This is a genomic window from Halomonas salinarum (assembly GCF_012062845.1).
Taxonomy (GTDB): domain Bacteria; phylum Pseudomonadota; class Gammaproteobacteria; order Pseudomonadales; family Halomonadaceae; genus Onishia; species Onishia salinarum.
The window spans coordinates 1-16541 of the sequence record NZ_WWNB01000002.1; the positions used below are offsets into that span (position 1 = coordinate 1).

Below are 16541 nucleotides of genomic sequence, written 5' to 3' on the forward strand. Positions count from 1 at the left end.
CAGGTGCGACAGCCTCGTATGCGGTTCCTGTTCGTCGGGCCAGGAGTTTGCCTACAGCTTCCTCCAGATTCCGCCTCGCGACGGACACCCTTGCTGTTCAGCTAACGGTTCCCGCTATCAGGGTCCGTAGGGGACTCTCACCCCCGAGTCATCCCGAGGCACCACCCTCGGGAACAGCACCTGTCCGGCGCTGCGCGCCATGCCTGGCGCACCAAGAAAAAGGCCGCTTCCCGAAGGAAGCGGCCTTGTCATGCCATCACGTGAACGAGATCAGTCGTGCTGCTGTTCCAGCGACCGCTCGTCATGATGTTTACCACGCTTCTCGGCCAGCCACTGCTGCACATGGGCGATCATCGCGTAGTAGGTCGGCACGAACAGACTTGCCAGCACGGCCACCGAGGCCATGCCCACCGCAACGGTGGTCCCGATATGCTGACTGCTGGTGTCGCTGGCCCCCGTGGCGGTGGCAAGCGGCAGGGTGCCGAAGATAAACGCCAGCGAGGTCATGACGATCGGACGGAAACGCAGCTCGGAGGCAATCATGGCCGCCTCGCGGATCGACTTGCCATGCTCCTTGCGCTGCAGCTCGGCGAACTCGACGATCATGATGGCATTCTTGGCCGCAAGGCCCACCACCACCAGCATGCCGATCTCGACATAGACGCTGATATCCAGCCCGCGCAGCACGATGCCGCCGATGGCGCCCAGGAAGGCGAAGGGCACGGCGGTGATCACCGCCAGCGGCAGCGACCAGCTCTCGTACTGGGCCGCCAGGATCAGCAGGATCATGACGATGCCGAACACCACCGCCAGCGTGGCCGCATTGCCGGCGCTGGTTTCCTGATAGGCGGTGCCGGTCCAGCCCATGCCCCAGCCGTCGCCGAGGGTATTCTGGACCACGTCCTGCATGGCCGCGACCGCCTGGCCGGAGCTGTAGCCCTCGGCCGGTCCGCCCTGAAACTGCGCCGCCGGGTAGACGTTGAAGCGCGTCATCACCGAGGCCGTGGACTGGCGCTCGAGGGTCACGAACTCGGAGAGCGGGATGCGATTGCCATCGCCGCCACGCACGAAGATCTGATCCAGCGCATCCGGGGTCTGACGGAACTCCGCCTCGTTCTGCATGTAGACCTGGAAGTTACGGCTTCGATACGAGAAGTAGTTAACGAAACCACTGCCCAGCGTGTTCGACAGGGTGGTGTACAGATCATCCAGTGACACGCCATAGCTCAGCGCTTTCTCGCGATCGATATCGGCTCGATAGGACGGCACATTGGCGTTGTAGGTGGTGAACACCCGGTTGAGCTCAGGACGCTGATTCGCCGCCTGCATCACCTTCATCGAGGCCTGATAGAGCTCCTGCGCGTTGGCCCCTTCGTAAGACTGCAGGTAGCCGGTGAAGCCGCCGGTGGTCGACAGGCCGATGATCGGCGGCAGGTTGAAGGCCATCGCCTTGCCCCCGTCGATGCTGGCACCGAACTGCATGATCTGGCCGATCAGCTGGGTGGCGCTCATGTCACGCTCGGCCCAGGGTTCCATGGCGATGAACATGATGCCACGGGCGCTATTGACCGCACTGGACAGCATGTCATACCCCGCCACGGCGGCCACGTAGCGTACCGCGGGCACCTGCTCGATCTTGTCGCTGAGCGTTGCCATGTAGTCCTGGGTGCGCCCGAGCGAGGCCGCTTCGGGCAGCGTGACGCTTGCCAGTACCATGCCCTGATCGGTCTCCGGCACCAGCGAGGTCGGCGTACGCTCGTAAAGCGCATAGGAGCCCACGCAGGTCGCGACCCCTAACGCCAGGGCCAGAACCCAGCGTTTGACCAGCAGGTCCACCAGCCATAGATAGCCACGGGTGATGGCGGCAAAGCCGCGATCGAAGCCGCGCAACGGCGCGGTAAGCAGCGTGACCAGCCGGGACTGCGGATGACGCGACTTGTGGCGCACGAAAATCGCGCACATCGCAGGTGTGAACGTCAGCGCCACCACCGCCGAGATCGCCACCGATACCGCGATGGTCAAGGCGAACTGCTGATAGATCTGCCCGGTGAAGCCGCCGAGGAAGGCCACCGGCACGAAGACCGCTGACATGATCAGCGAGGTCGCGATGACCGGGCCACCCACCTCCTTCATGGCCCGGCTCGTAGCCGCCAGGATCTTGATATTGGGGTCTTCCTCGAGGATCCGCTCGACGTTTTCCACTACCAGAATGGCGTCATCGACCACGATGCCGATGGCCAGCACCAGCGCAAACAGCGACAAGAGGTTGATCGAGAAACCAAACAGATAGAGTCCCGCAAAGGTACCGATGACCGAGACCGGCACCACCGACAGGGCGATGGCCGTGGTCCGCCAATTCTGCAGGAAGATCAGCACAATCGCGGCGACGATCAGGAAGGCCTCGATGAAGGTATGCTCCACGGTTTGCACCGACGCATCGATGAACAGCGTGGTGTCGTAGGGTACCTCGTAATCAAGCCCGGGCGGGAAGCGCTCCTTGAGACGCTCCATGGTGGCGACCACCTGCTTGGCCGTTTCCAGCGCATTGGCGCCCGGCTGCTGATTGATCATGATCGGCGTCATGGTGCCGCCGTTCAGTCGCGCATCGATATTGTAGGAAGAGGCTCCCAGTTCGATACGCGCCACGTCATCCAGTCGCAGCGCCGAACCGTCCGGGTTGGTGCGCAGGATGATGTCGCGGAATTGATCGGCATTCTGCATGCGCCCGGGCGCGGTAATGGTGTAGCTATAGGCCCGCGACTCGCCCTGCGGTGTCTTCGAAAGGCCACCGGCCGCCACCTCGGTATTCTGGGAGCTGACCGCATCGGCCACCTCGGCCGGTGTCATGTCGTACTCGGCCAGCTTGTCCGGGTTCAACCAGATACGCATGGCGAACTCGCCGCCCCCCAGTACCTCGGCACTGCCCACACCAGGCACCTGGCGCAGCTCGTCGAGGATATTGAGGGTCGCGTAGTTCTGCATGAAGATATTGCTGTAGTCATTCTGCGGCGAGGTCAGACCCAGCACCATCAGGATGCTGCTGGAACTCAGCTCGACCGTCACCCCTTGCGCCTGCACCGACTCAGGCAGCTGCGACAACGTCTGTTGCACGCGATTGTTGACGTTGATGGTGTTGGTATCACCGTCCGAACCGATCGCAAAGGCGATGCTCATGGACAGCGAGCCGTTGTCGGCGGTGGTCGAGTTCATGTAGAGCATGTCCTCGACGCCATTGATCGCTTCGGCAAGCGGCGCGGCCACGGTCTGCGACACCGTCTCGGCATCCGCCCCCGGATAGCTGGCCTTCACCGAGACCGTCGGCGGCACCACGCTCGGGTACTGCTCGATGGGCAGCACACGAAGCGCCATGATGCCCACCAGGGCAATGATCACCGAGAGCACGGTGGCAAACACCGGCCGTCGGATGAAGAAATCGGAAAAGGTCATGGATCAGCTCCCGCTTGCTGCATTGCCATCGAAAGGCTGAGGTTCGATCAAGGTTCCCGGCTGAACACTGCCGGGGTCGCTTGCGAGCACGCGATCCCCAGCCTCCAGGCCGTCCTTGATGATCAGCCAGTGGCCAGCGGTCTCGCCCAGCTCCACGGTGCGTGCCCGTGCCTTGTTGTCATCGTCCAGCACAAACACCTGCGGCCCCATCAGTCCCTCGGTCACCGCCATTTCTGGCACCGCCAGCACGTCGAAGCGCTTGAGGCCGGCAAGCGAGATACGCACGAACTGCCCCGGCAAGAAGCGGCCTTCGGGGTTATCGAACATCGCCCGCGCCTCGACGGTGCTGGTGCTCTCGCTAACCCGGCTACCCAGGTAATCGAGCTCGCCCTGAAGGCGCTGGGCGGCATTGCCTCCTTCGGCGGGGCGTGACAGGGTCGCCTCGATCGATGCCTCCTTGTCATTACGCTGACGGCGCAGCGCCAGGGCATCGTCCTGGGGCAGCTGGAAGCGCACCTCGAGAGGGTCCAACGGGGTGATGATGGCAAGGGCGGTCCCCGGATCCACCAGGTTGCCTACATTGACCTCGCTCAGACTGATGGCACCGCTCACCGGCGCCTCGACATCGGTGTAATCGAGATCGATATGCGCGCTATCCAGCGCCGCTTGGTTCTGCGCAACGGTAGCCCGCGCCACCTGCAAATCCGCCAGGGCCTCATCGTAATCCTGGCGGCTGACCGAGTTCTGGCTCAGCAGGCGCTCATAACGGTTGGCGTCTCGCTGGGCGCGATCCCGCTCGGCCTTGGCGCTCTGCAGGTCGGCCTCAGCACTGCGCATCGCCGCCTGATAGGTGGCAGGCTCGATGGTATAGAGACTTTCGCCCTTCTCGACCCGATCACCGGGCTCGAACCGACGCGCCTCGAGAAGGCCACTGACCCGGGCCACCACGGTGACCTCGTTTTCGCTACTGAGAAGGGAGGGATAGGACTTGTCGAGGGCGATATCACGCCGTTCGATCGCCATCACCTCACCCGGCGTCGCAGGCGCCTTCTGGTCACTGCCCGCGGCCTGCGCCTGGCCATCTGACTCGCTGTTACACCCGGCCACCAGGCCGGCAAGGGCCAGGCCCAGCAACGTCAGTCGCCAACGTCGCATGGGGGTCGCGTTATCGTGCATGTCCTTCTCCTGCTGAATGATGAAATCAATGCAAGGCCACTACCGCCGACATACCCTCTAAAAACATCCATACACGTATGGATATTAGCAGTGCGAACCCGTCCCAACGGCGAACTCAGGCCGTCAGGCTCAAGGGGATTTAGCGGTGGGTAGCTTGCGTATCAATGATCAGATCGTCGTTCACTGGCGTTTTTGAAAGCCATGATGAACAGACGCTGATAAAAACTTGCTCAAGGACCGCCGCCCGAGGTGGGCGGCGGCAATGGTTCAGGCATCCGGCTGCGGGCGCTCACCGATCTCCATCATGGCATCGTAGCCGCTGCTGCCCTCACTGACTTCGAGCATCACCGACTGGTCCTCACTGAGCTGAGCATTGAGCTCACGAAGCACGTCGACATCCAGGGTACCGGCTTGCTGATGCAGCTCGAGCTTGTCGAGCACATAGTCGTAGCGCGCTACGGCCAGGTTGGAGATGGCGTCGTAGAGGTTCTGTTCGGCCGCCAGAACGTCGACGATGTTGCGCGTGCCGACCTCGTAGCCCGACCGGGTCGCATCCAGGGCGCTGCGGTTGGAGACCACCGCCTGACGGCGCGCTTCCACGGTCGCCACATCGTTACGTACCTGCGTATAAAGCGAACGTACCTGTTGAATGGTCAAACGACGCTGCGCCTCGGCATCGTACTGGCTGGCCGCCAGGGTATAGGTGCTCTGGCGAATCTGGGCACTGGTCGAACCACCGGTATACAGCGGCAGGCTGGCGCGCACGCCGACCTGACTGGACGAATCGTGGCCTTCGACCTGATCCTGGTCGCTTTCGCCATAATTGTAATTGGCGAAGGCCTCGACCACCGGTAGGCGTCCGGCCTTGGATACCTCAACGCCTGAGCGAGAGACCTCGACACCCGCCATGGCGCTCTTGAGCAGCGGACTCTTCTCGAGGGCCATGTCGACCCATTCATCACGATCCGACGGTGTCGGTAACTCGACCGGCAGATCTTCAGAGAGGCTTTCAATGCTCTGATAGCGCTTGCCGGTCAGGCGCTCCAGCGCCTCGAAGCTGACCTCCAGATCACTCTGCGCCGTGATACGCTCGGCGCGCGCCTGATCGTAGCTTGCGCGGGCTTCTTCGACATCGGTGATGGCAATCAAGCCGACCTCGAACTGCTCGCTTGCCTGTTCCAGCTGACGCGAGATAGCGCGTTCCTGAGCCTTGCGCGCGGCGAGAATGTCGTTGGCACGCAGAATCTCGAAGTACGCGCTCGAGACATCGAACAACAGTTGCTGTTCGCTTGCCACCAGCGACAGCGCCTCCTGATCGATCTGGCTTTCGGCCTGATCCACTTGCCGGGCATTGGCTGCATCATAGAGCGCCTGGCTGGCCTCGAGCGCCAAGCTGCCACTATTGTAGGCATCATCGCCCCCCTGGTTAGCACCTGTCAGCGCCGTTTCCTGGCGGTCATAGGAGCGATTATGCGCGACCTGGCCTGTGGCATTGAGTTGGGGCAGCAAGTCTCCGCTCGCCACATCGCGGCTTTCCTGGGTGCTTTGCAGGCTGGCTCGCGCAGAGGCCAGACTGGCATCGTTTTCCAGCGCATCGTTGGCAATATTCAACAAATCAGCGCCATGCGCCTGGCTTGTCAGCGCGATGGACATCGCCAGAGGCAGCATGATGGCCCGCCGTGTCAGGCGCCTGCCGGAAGCAGAAAAGTCAGTGATGAGCGGCATGAACGTTCCTTGATCATAGGAAGATGAGAGAGACAGGTATAGCACAGGGGAAGGTGTTACTACCTACTCCCCCGCCCCCATTGCCAGACGCAACGGCGGATCACGCTGATGTCAGAGGCAACATATTATAGCTACATGCGTGTATGTATACTAGCAGGCTAACGATTATTCCTCTTTCCGATCACGATTGAGCTTGGCTATGGCATGCCCGGCATCGCTATCATGCCGACGCTACCGACCACCTTCTTGTCATGATCGCCAACAAGCGCACTTGAGTATAGCCATGGTTGTCGTGCGTCATCCTGGGTTATGCTGCCATGCAGCATACATCACGGCATGGCGACTCCATCGCCGCCATCAGCGCATGTCACGCCATCAGAGGGAGCAAGCCATGGATCGCCTGGAACTGGTCAAGGTCAGAGCACTGCAGATCGCCGTGCGCATCTGGAACCCCGAGGCTCCCCGCACCTTGGTGGCCTGGCATGGCCTGGCCCGTCATGGTGGCGATTTCGCGGCCCTGGCGCGCGAGTTAGGGCCTGAATGGCGGATCCTGGCCCCTGATACGCCAGGCCGCGGCCTGTCCAGCTGGTCACTCCACCCCGCCCATGACTATTTATATGCGCATTACCTGGAAGTCGCGGTGGCGCTTCTCGACCACTTCGAGCTCGAGCGAGTGCCCTGGGTCGGCACCTCGATGGGTGGGCTACTGGGGTTGCTGCTCGCCGCCGAACCGACGACCGCCTCACGCATCGAGCGTCTGGTGCTCAATGACGTCGGCCCGGAGCTCGATCCGGACGGCCTGGCAAGCCTCGCCTCCTATTTCAGCAGCATGCATCGCTTCGTCAACTTCGGCGATCTCGAGGCCGAACTGCGCAACCATTACACGGGCTTTGGCATCGACAGCGACGATGCCTGGCGGCAACTGGCGCTGGACAGCGCCCGCCGCCTACCCGACGGCAGCTGGACCTACCACTACGACCCACGCATCGCCGAGCAATTCATCCATGACACACCGCGTGATACCTGGGCTGACTGGCGAGCCATCCAATGCCCCTTGATGGTGATTCGCGGCGCCTCCTCGCCCTTGCTGGCCCAAGAAAGCATCGAGCGCATGCGACAGGAACAACCCAATCTCGTCAGTCTCGAGGTACCTGGCTGCGGTCATGCGCCGATGCTCGACCGTCCCAGCCAGGTCACTCCCCTGGCCGACTTCTTGAATCACACTGACACGGCTGCCGATACACCGGCGCGACCCTGGTGGCAGCGAGGATACGACTGGTTAAGGAAGGTCGCAGGCCACTAACAAAATCAACACATCCGCCACCCGGATCTAGCCCATTTCGACGCGTGCCAACGCCTGCTCTACCGCCCCCCGATAGCTACTGCCAAACATCAGCAGATGATTCAGCAGCGGATAGAGCTGGAACAGGGCTTCCCGCCGCGGCCAATCATCGGGACCATTGCCGTTCCAGTAGGCCTCGAAAAACGCATCCGAAGGGCTGCCAAACAGCGTCAGCATGGCCAGATCCACCTCCGGGTAGTGGGCATATACCGCCGGATCGATAATCGCCGGCCCACTATCGGTATGCAGCACATTGCCCGACCACAGATCGCCGTGCACCAGGCTTGCCGGCACATGGGGCAACCAGCGCTCAAGACCCTGGGCCAGAGTATCGAGCCGCGCTTTCAACCGCTGATCCAGCAGCCCTTTGTCATGGCAGGCCGCCGCCAGTGTCTTCAAGCGGCGCTCACGCTGGAAGGCGCGACCATCATCGAGCCGCGCATTGGGCTGAGGCGTCTGGCCACAGGCATTATCGCGCGGCCAGCCGTGGGACTCATGGGTTACACCGTGAAGCGTGCGCAAGCCTTCGCCCAGCGCCATATCGCTTGTGGCTCGCTTGGCCTTGCGCGTTGCCACATTCAGCGCCTCCATGACCAGCCAAGACCCTTCCTGGCCGAGCACCCTGGGCACCCGCAGTGCACTACCCGACAGGGCATCATGCAATGCGTTGAGTCCCTCGGCCTCACCGTCCAGGCGGGCCGGGTCGTCATGCTTTATCACCACCGGCCCCTGTCGAGTTTCAAGACGCGCGACGTCAGCGATATCACCACCCCCCAGAGGCGCAAGCGAGCCGTTGGGCGCTAGATCCAGGCGTTCCAGCAATGCCGCAAGTTGATCGTCCATGCTCATCTCCCGCCAGGTAATGTCGTCTTCTTTGAATAAGCAACAATGCCCCCTCACACAGCAAGCACCACCATGGCCGCTTCCAGGCGGGGGACACAGCGTGACACCACAAAAATACCGCCTCCCGAGGGAGGCGGTATAGGGGCGCGACGGGATGGCGTCGGCTAGGAGAAAGGCTATCTCGCACGCCTTTCACTGATACCGGTCACTGATACTGGCATCAGCTCAGGCATTGAGGCCTTACTCAGGCATCAGAACCGTATCGATCACATGGATGACACCGTTACTGGCCATCACATCGGCCGCGGTCACGGTCGCATCGTTGATCATCACCTTACCGTCCATGGTGGTGATGGTGAGGTCCTGTCCTTGTACGGTGGTGGCCGAACTTGCCGACATGGCATCTTCTGCCATGATCTTGCCGGGCACTACGTGATAGGTCAGTACTGCTTGTAGCTGATCCTGGTTTTCCGGCATCAACAGGGTGTCGACGGTGCCCTCCGGCAAGGCAGCAAAGGCTTCATCGGTGGGGGCAAAGACGGTGAACGGTCCCTCACCCTTGAGGGTGTCGACCAGATCAGCGGCCTTAACTGCCGCAACGAGGGTAGAGAACTGACCGGCTTCGACGGCGGTATCGACGATATCGGCCTTGGCCATGCCATGGTGATCTGCCTGTGCCGTGCTTGCGAGCATCAAACCGAGAAGACCCGCGCCCATCCATTTAGGTGCTGCGACTGTGATGGCTTTCATTGAACATACTCCGTTAGGACTTGCCTGGTAATAGGAACTGCCTGTTGAAGATGTTGCCCTCGGGCCCAAACATTAAGGCTCGAGTCACCACTCAAAGTGGCCATGAGACGCGAAGATAGGTGCGCCAGCCCTGTACAACACAGTAACTTTGTACAAATACTGGACAATAAGTTCCTTCTGCACACGTTTTTTTTGCGCTTCCTCATTCAAAAGGAATAATCCCATGTACAAGCTCGCCTTTTTCGTTCCCGCCGAGCAGGCCGACACCGTCAAGGAGGCCGTCTTCGCAAGCGGTGCCGGCCGCATCGGTGACTACGAAGCCTGCTGCTTTCAGACCGCCGGCACCGGCCAGTTCCGACCGACAAACGGCGCCGACCCCCATATCGGCCGGGTCGGCGAGCTGGAATATGTCCAGGAACTGAAGATCGAGCTGGTCTGCCATGAAACGCTGATTCACGATGCCGTGGCCGCACTCAAGAAGGCCCACCCCTATGAGGAGCCGGCCTATGAGGTCTGGAGACTAGAAGATTTTTAACGCGCTGGGGTGCCAGCCGGTGGCAAAGGAGCCTTCGCCTGGGAAGGTAGAATAGCGGCGCCGTGGATGGCGCCGCGGATAGCGCCTTTTAGTAGGGCTTATGGCAGGGGCTTAGATAGGGGCTTGTGAGAGGACTTGTGTCCTTGAATACCCCCTGAAATCACGTCTCGAAACTCATCCTGGGGGCCGGGGCCTCGGGGAGCAGGGCCGTGCAGGCGCGCACCTTCTCCATCAGTGCCTCATGAGTCGGCGCCACCAGGTTGACGTGACCCAGCTTGCGTCCGGCCCGTTCGGTCTTGCCGTAACGATGCAGGTGGCTGTCCTCGATGGCGAGTAGCTCGGCCGGGTCGCCCTCGCGGCCAATCACGTTGACCATGCAGGTCGGCGCACGGGCCGCGGTATCGCCAAGCGGCAGTCCCTGGATGGCGCGCAGATGGTTCTCGAACTGGCTGGTCGCTGCGCCATCCTGGCTCCAGTGGCCGGAATTGTGCACTCGTGGCGCCATTTCGTTGGCCATCAATCCGCCGTCGCGGGTCTGGAACAGCTCAAGCGTCAGCACCCCGACGTAATCGAGCTCATCGAGCAGCGCACGAATATAATCGTCGGCGGTCTGCTGAACGCTGTCATCAAGGTCCGGTAGCGGTGCCACCGAGTAACGCAGGATGCCGTCGACATGCTGGTTCTCGGCCATCGGGTAGAAGACCACCTCACCGTCGCGGCCACGCACGGCGATGATCGATACTTCCCGTACGAAGTCGACGAAAGTTTCGACGATCAGCCGCGAATGCTTGATCGAGGCCCAGGCATCGCTCGCTTGCTCAGGCGACTTGAGCACCGCCTGCCCCTTGCCGTCATAGCCCTCGGTGACCGATTTGGCGACCACCGGCGTGCCAAGTTCGCGCGCCGCGGCCTCGAGTTCCTCGGCGCTTTCGACCAGGCGGTAGGCCGGAGTGGGAATACTCAGGCGATCGAACAGCGCCTTTTCCTCGGCGCGGTTCTGGCAGACGCGAATGGCTTCACTGCCGGGGTACACCGGCTTCTGTGCCTCGATGGCCTGCACCAGCGATACCGGCAGATGCTCGAATTCGTAGGTGACCAGATCAACCTTGGAGAGGAAATCCTCGAGCTGGCGCTGCTGGTCCTTCGGGTCGAGGATCATCACCTCGCCGATGCCGGCGCTCGGGTTGCCCGTGGTATCCAGGAACACGAAGCGGTTGGCCAGCGGGTAACCAGCAAGGGCCAGCATGCGACCCAGTTGGCCGGCACCCAACACGCCGATGGTGGTTCCAGTCGCGTTATTCGCAGCATCACTCATGACAGCTTCTCCTACTCAGCCCGGGGATCAGGGTTATCCAGTACCTTCTGCGTCTGCTCGGCCCGGAAGGCTTCGACGGATTCACGGACCTTGGCATCCTGCAGGCCGACGATCTGTGCCGCCAACAAGCCCGCGTTGGTGGCGCCAGGCTTGCCGATGGCCAGGGTGCCAACCGCGATACCGCCGGGCATCTGGGCGATCGACAGCAGCGAGTCCAGCCCCTTGAGCGACTTCGACTCCACCGGCACGCCGAGCACCGGCAGCGGCGTCTGAGAGGCCACCATACCGGGCAGATGGGCGGCGCCGCCGGCACCCGCGATGATCACCGAGAGACCGCGCTCGGCGGCACTCTTGGCGTAGTCGAAGAGCAGATCGGGCGTCCGGTGGGCGGACACCACCTTGGTCTCGTAGGTCACGCCGAGTGTCTCGAGCATCGTCACAGCATGCTCCATCACCGGCCAGTCCGACTTGGATCCCATGATCACGCCAACGCGGGGTGGCTCGTTCGACGGCTGCATCGCCTTGCTCCTGATAGTTGGGGCTGCACAGCCTTTGGGTGGCGCACAGCGGGGCGAGGAAACGGCCCGACACAACCAAGGTCCAGCCGCCTGAAAACCGCGCAGCATACCGCCTCGCACGCGCTGGGGGAAGTCTCTTGATGACTGGGCGTCGCCCGGCGGAGACAGCAACTTGCACCCTGAGTGCGCACTTGGTTGTTAGGGTCGTCCCATCGACGTCGGCAGGATTGCCGGCCATACCGGGGCCCGCCCTCGACAACACCAGAAGGAGACGCCCAAATGACACGCTACCTGACCCTGATCGCCGCCCTGACCAGCGCCCTTACCCTGGCCGCCTGCGATGCTGGCAACGAAGAAACCGCCGCCAACAGCCAGGCAGGCTCAAGCACCAATCAAGACACCGAGCATGGCAAGGAACAGGGCTCGACCGAGAAGAGCCTAAGCCAGCAGAACGCTGACGGCAAAAATGGCGACCCGCAGGGCGAAGCCCTTGAAAACGCCACCACACTGACGTTGAGCGGCACGCTCAGCGGTCCCGATAACATCAGCCTGCCGCCCAAAGCCGACATCCACGTGCAGCTGATCGACGTCACCCTCGAGAATGGCAACGCCAAGCTGCTGTCCGAGGAAGTCTTCGACGCCGAGAAGATCGCCCTGCCCCTGCCCTTCAGCCTGACCATGCCGAGCCAAGACCTGAACGAAGACCATCGCCAGGTACTCCAGGCCGAAGTCATTGACGCCGATGATCGGGTGCTGTGGTCGACCGCCGAACCGCAGCCCCTGGCCCTGAGCGCCAACAGCGAGCCGGACCCCATGGCCCTGATGCTGGAACCGGTGGAAACCGCACCGAACGAGGAACTGGAAGCAGGCGAAGAGGCCGTCAGCCCGTCAGATCAAGAGACAACGACTGACAAGAAAGAAGACAAAGCGCCTGAAAACGCCTGAGGCGAGACAGCCATGATGCAATGAGTGCTGTATCACCCTAGCCGTTACCCATATAGCGGCTAAGAAGTCCCGCCGGGATCATCCCGGCGGGGCCTTTCTTGTCTGACAGCCTGTCTTTTTAACAGCCCTTTTTATGCGACCTGCCAAGGTCATCGCCTTACGCCAGATGACTGGCGCCATCAGCTCACCGTCGGTGAGGTCTCACGGCGACAGGCAAACCAGTTACCGGCAATGGCCAATGCCATCACCGCCGCGCCTGCCATCTCGGCGCGCAGGTCAGGATAGAAGACCCCGACGATCGCCGGCACGATGGCCAGGCGCACCGGCCACGACATGTGGGTGAACAGGTAGCCCTCCAAAGCCGCGGCGAAAGCCCCCAGTGCCAGGATGGCAATCACGCCATTCCAGATCACCACCGGCACCGGGCCGCCGGTGATGATCTCCGGGTTGTAGACCATAAACAACGGGATCAGGTAGAGCCCCTTGGCAAACTTCCAGGCCTGAAAGCCTGTCTCCATCGGTTTGCTGCCGGCAATCGCCGCCCCGGCGAATCCCGCCAGCGCAATCGGCGGTGTGACGTTGGAGTCCTGGGAATACCAGAACACCACCAGGTGGGCGATCAACAGCGGCACGCCGAACTCATTGGAAAGTGCCGGCCCAACCAGCACGATCAGCACGATATAGCTCGCCGTGACCGGCAGGCCCATCCCCAGCACCAGGCTCGCCAGCAGCACCATGAGCAGCGCCAGCAGCAGGTTGCCATCCGAGAAGGCCAGCATCATCGCCGAGAACTTGAGCCCCAGGCCGGTCAGACCGACCACACCGACGATGATCCCGGCCACCGCACAGGCCATCGACACCGCCACGGCGTTGCGCGCGCCGAGTTCCAGGCCCTGCGTCACCTTGACGATGCCCGACCACAGCGCCTCAACGATGCGCGGCCCTGTCACCGGTTTGCCTTCGGCTGGCGCCATGAACAGAAACCACACCGAGAAGCGCAGCGCCGCCACTACCAGCATGGTGATCACCGCAAAGTAGCCCACCCGCATTGGCGACATGTTCATCACCAGCAGCCACACCAGCACCCCCAGCGGCAGCAGGAAATGCCAACCCGAACGCATCACCTCGCGCATCTGTGGCAGTTCAGCGCGCGGCATGCCTTGCATCCCCTGCTTGAGGGCAATGATGTGTACGAACAGGTAGACAGTCGCAAAGTAAAGCACCGCCGGCAGCACGCTGACCTTGACCACCTCGAGGTAAGGCATCTGAGTATATTCGGCGATCAGGAAGGCGCCTGCGCCCATCAGCGGCGGCATGATCTGCCCCCCGGTGGACGCCGCTGCCTCGATGCCGCCGGCCTGGGCCGGCTTGAAGCCGAGTCGCTTCATCAGCGGGATAGTGAAGGCCCCGGTGGTCACCACGTTGGCAATGGCGCTGCCCGAGATCGAGCCCATGCCCGCCGAGGCGAGCACCGCCGCCTTGGCCGGGCCACCACGCTGGCGACCGGTGGCCGCATAGGCCAGATCGATGAAGAACTTGCCGGCGCCGGTGATCTCGAGGAAGGCGCCAAACAGCACGAAGATGAAGATGTAGGTGGCGGCCACCCCCATCGGCAGGCCGAAGATGCCCTCCTGGCCCAGGTACAGTTGGCCCACGACTCGATCCAGGCCATAGCCGCGATGCTCCATGATGCCGGGCAGGAACTGGCCAAGCCAGGGCAGTTCACCCCGCGGGCCAGCGAAGGCATAAAGCAATGCCAGAATGCCGATCACCGTCATGCCGAGCCCCACCGCCCGGCGGCTGGCCTCGAGTACCGTGACCGTCGCGATGCAGCCGATGATGATATCGGTATCATTCCAGAAGCCGGCACGGTTGAAGATGTCATCCAGATACAGCACCAGGTAACCGCCGGTGACGACCGCCCCGGCGAAGAAGGCCAGGTCGATCACGCCTCCCACGATGCCCCGGCGACGCTTCGGGCCGAAGACAGGAAACATCAGGAAGGCCAACATCATGATCAGCGCCAGGTGAATGCTTCGCTGATAGAAAAGGCCCAGCGGCTGGATGCCGGCTGAATAGAGCTGAAAAAGCGACAGGCCCACCGCCACGAAAGCGATCAGCCAAAGAAGGGGGCGCGTATGATTGGCCTGACTGCCAGGCACAACGGGGGAATTTTCCGAATCGCTCATAGAGTCCCTTCATTACGATGATATCGCCCGACTGGCCACTAGCCGACGGGCTTAAGAAAAACGATCAGGGCGCAGGCATTGGACGCAGCCCGATACTCACCCGCTGCCCCGCCGCCAGCTCACTCAAACTTACTGTCTTGCCATCATGGATCAAGCGATGGTTGACCCGCAGCGACCCGACTCTCAGCAGATAGCGATTGCCGAGCACCGGCTCGTGGATATCTTCGATCCAGTAACCGCCATGGCCGTCACTCACCTGGCGCCCGCGTCCCGGCACATGGCCGAGCCCGGCGGCAAAATCCGGCTGATGGCTGCGTTCCAGCACCATCCGTCCCTGGTCGTTGCGGTAGCAATCAAGGACCGGGAAGCCTTCAACCGAGTGGTTCCACTCGAGGCACCAGCCCTCGCCCTCTGGCACCGATAGGCTCACCAGCAGCGTATCGCGACGCCCCCTCACCTCGAGCACGCGATCCTCCGACGGGCCAGCACTGACCTTGGCGGTTGCCGTACCGTCGTGACGCTGTGATGCAGCACGGACTACCGTGCTGTCAGTCACGGCCAATATCAGTATCGACGCCAAAGCGAACCACAGCGAGGCGATTCCCGACCGGAAAACAGGATGACAGGCCATTAGAAAGCGTGAGCCACAACACAAGGGGGCGAGCCTACTGGCCCGCCCCTTTGGATCGTCATGCTTCGAAGACGTCATGTCATTACGGACGCTGGGAGTCTGCTATCTCGGCCCCCACTTCCTCGTAATAACGCAGGGCACCCGGGTGGAAAGGAATCGGCGTGGCGTCTGTGCTGAACTCTACCGTGGTATCGTTGGCCGCCGGGTGAATGTCGATCAGCTTTTCGGTCTGCTCAAACAACAGCTTGGTGACATCGTAGGCGAGTTGGTCATCCATCGAGGCGTTGACGGTCAGCACGTTGGGAATGCCGATGGTCTGCACCGGGCCTTCGATGCCCTCATAGATGCCGGCGCGCAGCTGGTAGGGCGCGAACACCTCGGACTCCTGACGGGCGTTGGCGACTTCCTCATCGGACAGCCCAATCAGGTGGATGTCACGGGTGGTGGCCAGGTTGAGGATCGAGCTGGTCGGCGGACCAACGCTCCAGAAACCGGCCGCGATATCGCCATCACGCAGCGCATCGGCGGTCTCGTTGAAGTTCAAGCGGCGCGGGTCGAAGTCATCATAGGTGATGCCGTTGGACTCGAGAACGGCGCGGGCATTGAGCTCGGTACCACTGCCTGGTGCGCCCACCGACACCACCTTGCCTTTGAGATCGGCAAGATTCTCGATCCCCGAGTCTGCCAGGGTCACGATCTGGACGGCGTTCGGGTAGAGCGAGGCGATGGCGCGCACGTCTTCTACCTGGCGGCCTTCGAAGTCACCGGTACCGGTGTAGGCCTGATAAACCGTGTCGGCCAGGGCAATGGCCAGATCCGAGTCCTCGCGGAAGATCAGCGCCATGTTTTCGACCGAGGCGCCCGTCACCTCAGCAACGGCTTCGTAGCCTTCAAGCTGGGTGTTGATCAGCTCGGCAAGGCCGCCGCCATAAGGATAATAGGTGCCGCCGGTACCACCCGTGGCAATCGAAATCTGTTGGGCCATGGCCGATGATGAGGCCGCGATCAGTGACGCAGCGAGAGCATACTTGAGAACGCGCATGGAAACTCCTTGTGACAGGGCTTGTGGCACCGCACTTGGTGTCACAGGACCAGATCCCCGATGTTGTTGGTTATCTGCAGCGA

General features: G+C 62.0%; 13 protein-coding genes. 3 read left to right on the top strand and 10 right to left on the bottom strand.

Features of this window, described 5'->3' with window-relative positions; translation table 11 throughout:
- Positions 1-270: 270 nt before the first annotated feature.
- From HF027_RS01590 to HF027_RS01600, 3 genes are all read right to left on the bottom strand, one after another.
- Positions 271-3447 (bottom strand): efflux RND transporter permease subunit, encoded by a 3177-nt coding sequence (locus tag HF027_RS01590; RefSeq protein WP_168012277.1) that lies wholly within the window; start codon positions 3445-3447, stop codon positions 271-273.
- Between the two features lie 3 nt (positions 3448-3450).
- Positions 3451-4623, bottom strand: coding sequence for an efflux RND transporter periplasmic adaptor subunit (locus tag HF027_RS01595; protein ID WP_245184416.1), 1173 nt, complete (start codon positions 4621-4623; stop codon positions 3451-3453).
- A 267-nt stretch (positions 4624-4890) separates the two neighbouring features.
- On the bottom strand, positions 4891-6348 hold the full coding sequence (locus HF027_RS01600; protein ID WP_425338654.1) for a TolC family outer membrane protein: 1458 nt from the start codon (positions 6346-6348) through the stop codon (positions 4891-4893).
- A gap of 391 nt (positions 6349-6739) precedes the next feature.
- Here HF027_RS01600 and HF027_RS01605 point away from each other — a divergent pair, with 391 nt between their 5' ends.
- A complete protein-coding gene (locus tag HF027_RS01605; protein ID WP_168012279.1) occupies positions 6740-7651 on the top strand; it encodes an alpha/beta fold hydrolase in 912 nt (303 codons plus the stop codon).
- 27 nt (positions 7652-7678) lie between these two features.
- Here the strand turns inward: HF027_RS01605 and HF027_RS01610 are convergent, their stop codons facing one another.
- On the bottom strand, positions 7679-8533 hold the full coding sequence (locus HF027_RS01610; RefSeq protein ID WP_168012281.1) for a fructosamine kinase family protein: 855 nt from the start codon (positions 8531-8533) through the stop codon (positions 7679-7681).
- A 240-nt stretch (positions 8534-8773) separates the two neighbouring features.
- A complete protein-coding gene (locus tag HF027_RS01615; protein WP_168012282.1) occupies positions 8774-9283 on the bottom strand; it encodes a fasciclin domain-containing protein in 510 nt (169 codons plus the stop codon).
- Positions 9284-9506: 223 nt separating this feature from the next.
- On the opposite strand from HF027_RS01615, the gene HF027_RS01620 reads away from it, so the two are divergent.
- Positions 9507-9818 (top strand): YqfO family protein, encoded by a 312-nt coding sequence (locus HF027_RS01620; protein WP_168012284.1) that lies wholly within the window; start codon positions 9507-9509, stop codon positions 9816-9818.
- A gap of 160 nt (positions 9819-9978) precedes the next feature.
- On the opposite strand, the gene HF027_RS01625 is transcribed toward HF027_RS01620, so the two are convergent.
- Together HF027_RS01625 and purE are read right to left on the bottom strand one after the other, a co-directional pair.
- Entirely contained in the window at positions 9979-11133 is a 1155-nt protein-coding gene (locus tag HF027_RS01625) for a 5-(carboxyamino)imidazole ribonucleotide synthase (protein ID WP_168012286.1), read from the bottom strand.
- Between the two features lie 11 nt (positions 11134-11144).
- Entirely contained in the window at positions 11145-11651 is a 507-nt protein-coding gene (gene purE / locus HF027_RS01630) for a 5-(carboxyamino)imidazole ribonucleotide mutase (protein ID WP_168012288.1), read from the bottom strand.
- 279 nt (positions 11652-11930) lie between these two features.
- Between purE and HF027_RS01635 the strand changes: the two genes are divergently transcribed.
- The gene (locus HF027_RS01635; protein ID WP_168012290.1) at positions 11931-12596 is read left to right on the top strand and encodes a YbaY family lipoprotein; all 666 of its coding nucleotides are present in this window, start codon (positions 11931-11933) and stop codon (positions 12594-12596) included.
- 179 nt (positions 12597-12775) lie between these two features.
- Here HF027_RS01635 and HF027_RS01640 read toward each other — a convergent pair whose 3' ends face one another.
- The 3 genes from HF027_RS01640 to HF027_RS01650 form a co-directional block, all read right to left on the bottom strand.
- The gene (locus HF027_RS01640; RefSeq protein ID WP_168012292.1) at positions 12776-14785 is read right to left on the bottom strand and encodes a TRAP transporter permease; all 2010 of its coding nucleotides are present in this window, start codon (positions 14783-14785) and stop codon (positions 12776-12778) included.
- A gap of 64 nt (positions 14786-14849) precedes the next feature.
- Positions 14850-15341, bottom strand: coding sequence for a DUF1850 domain-containing protein (locus tag HF027_RS01645; RefSeq protein WP_425338655.1), 492 nt, complete (start codon positions 15339-15341; stop codon positions 14850-14852).
- A gap of 157 nt (positions 15342-15498) precedes the next feature.
- Complete coding sequence (locus tag HF027_RS01650; RefSeq protein WP_168012296.1) at positions 15499-16458, bottom strand: TAXI family TRAP transporter solute-binding subunit; 960 nt, start codon at positions 16456-16458, stop codon at positions 15499-15501.
- Positions 16459-16541 lie beyond the last annotated feature (83 nt).

What these genes read in the sequence shown, in the direction of transcription:
- HF027_RS01590 (WP_168012277.1), bottom strand. Translation starts at nt 3,447, where the DNA reads ATGACCTTTTCCGATTTCTTCATCCGACGGCCGGTGTTTGCCACCGTG.
- HF027_RS01600 (WP_425338654.1), bottom strand. Translation starts at nt 6,348, where the DNA reads ATGCCGCTCATCACTGACTTTTCTGCTTCCGGCAGGCGCCTGACACGG.
- HF027_RS01610 (WP_168012281.1), bottom strand. Translation starts at nt 8,533, where the DNA reads ATGGACGATCAACTTGCGGCATTGCTGGAACGCCTGGATCTAGCGCCC.
- HF027_RS01635 (WP_168012290.1), top strand. Translation starts at nt 11,931, where the DNA reads ATGACACGCTACCTGACCCTGATCGCCGCCCTGACCAGCGCCCTTACC.
- HF027_RS01620 (WP_168012284.1), top strand. Translation starts at nt 9,507, where the DNA reads ATGTACAAGCTCGCCTTTTTCGTTCCCGCCGAGCAGGCCGACACCGTC.
- HF027_RS01625 (WP_168012286.1), bottom strand. Translation starts at nt 11,133, where the DNA reads ATGAGTGATGCTGCGAATAACGCGACTGGAACCACCATCGGCGTGTTG.
- HF027_RS01605 (WP_168012279.1), top strand. Translation starts at nt 6,740, where the DNA reads ATGGATCGCCTGGAACTGGTCAAGGTCAGAGCACTGCAGATCGCCGTG.
- HF027_RS01615 (WP_168012282.1), bottom strand. Translation starts at nt 9,283, where the DNA reads ATGAAAGCCATCACAGTCGCAGCACCTAAATGGATGGGCGCGGGTCTT.
- HF027_RS01650 (WP_168012296.1), bottom strand. Translation starts at nt 16,458, where the DNA reads ATGCGCGTTCTCAAGTATGCTCTCGCTGCGTCACTGATCGCGGCCTCA.
- purE (WP_168012288.1), bottom strand. Translation starts at nt 11,651, where the DNA reads ATGCAGCCGTCGAACGAGCCACCCCGCGTTGGCGTGATCATGGGATCC.
- HF027_RS01595 (WP_245184416.1), bottom strand. Translation starts at nt 4,623, where the DNA reads ATGCACGATAACGCGACCCCCATGCGACGTTGGCGACTGACGTTGCTG.
- HF027_RS01640 (WP_168012292.1), bottom strand. Translation starts at nt 14,785, where the DNA reads ATGAGCGATTCGGAAAATTCCCCCGTTGTGCCTGGCAGTCAGGCCAAT.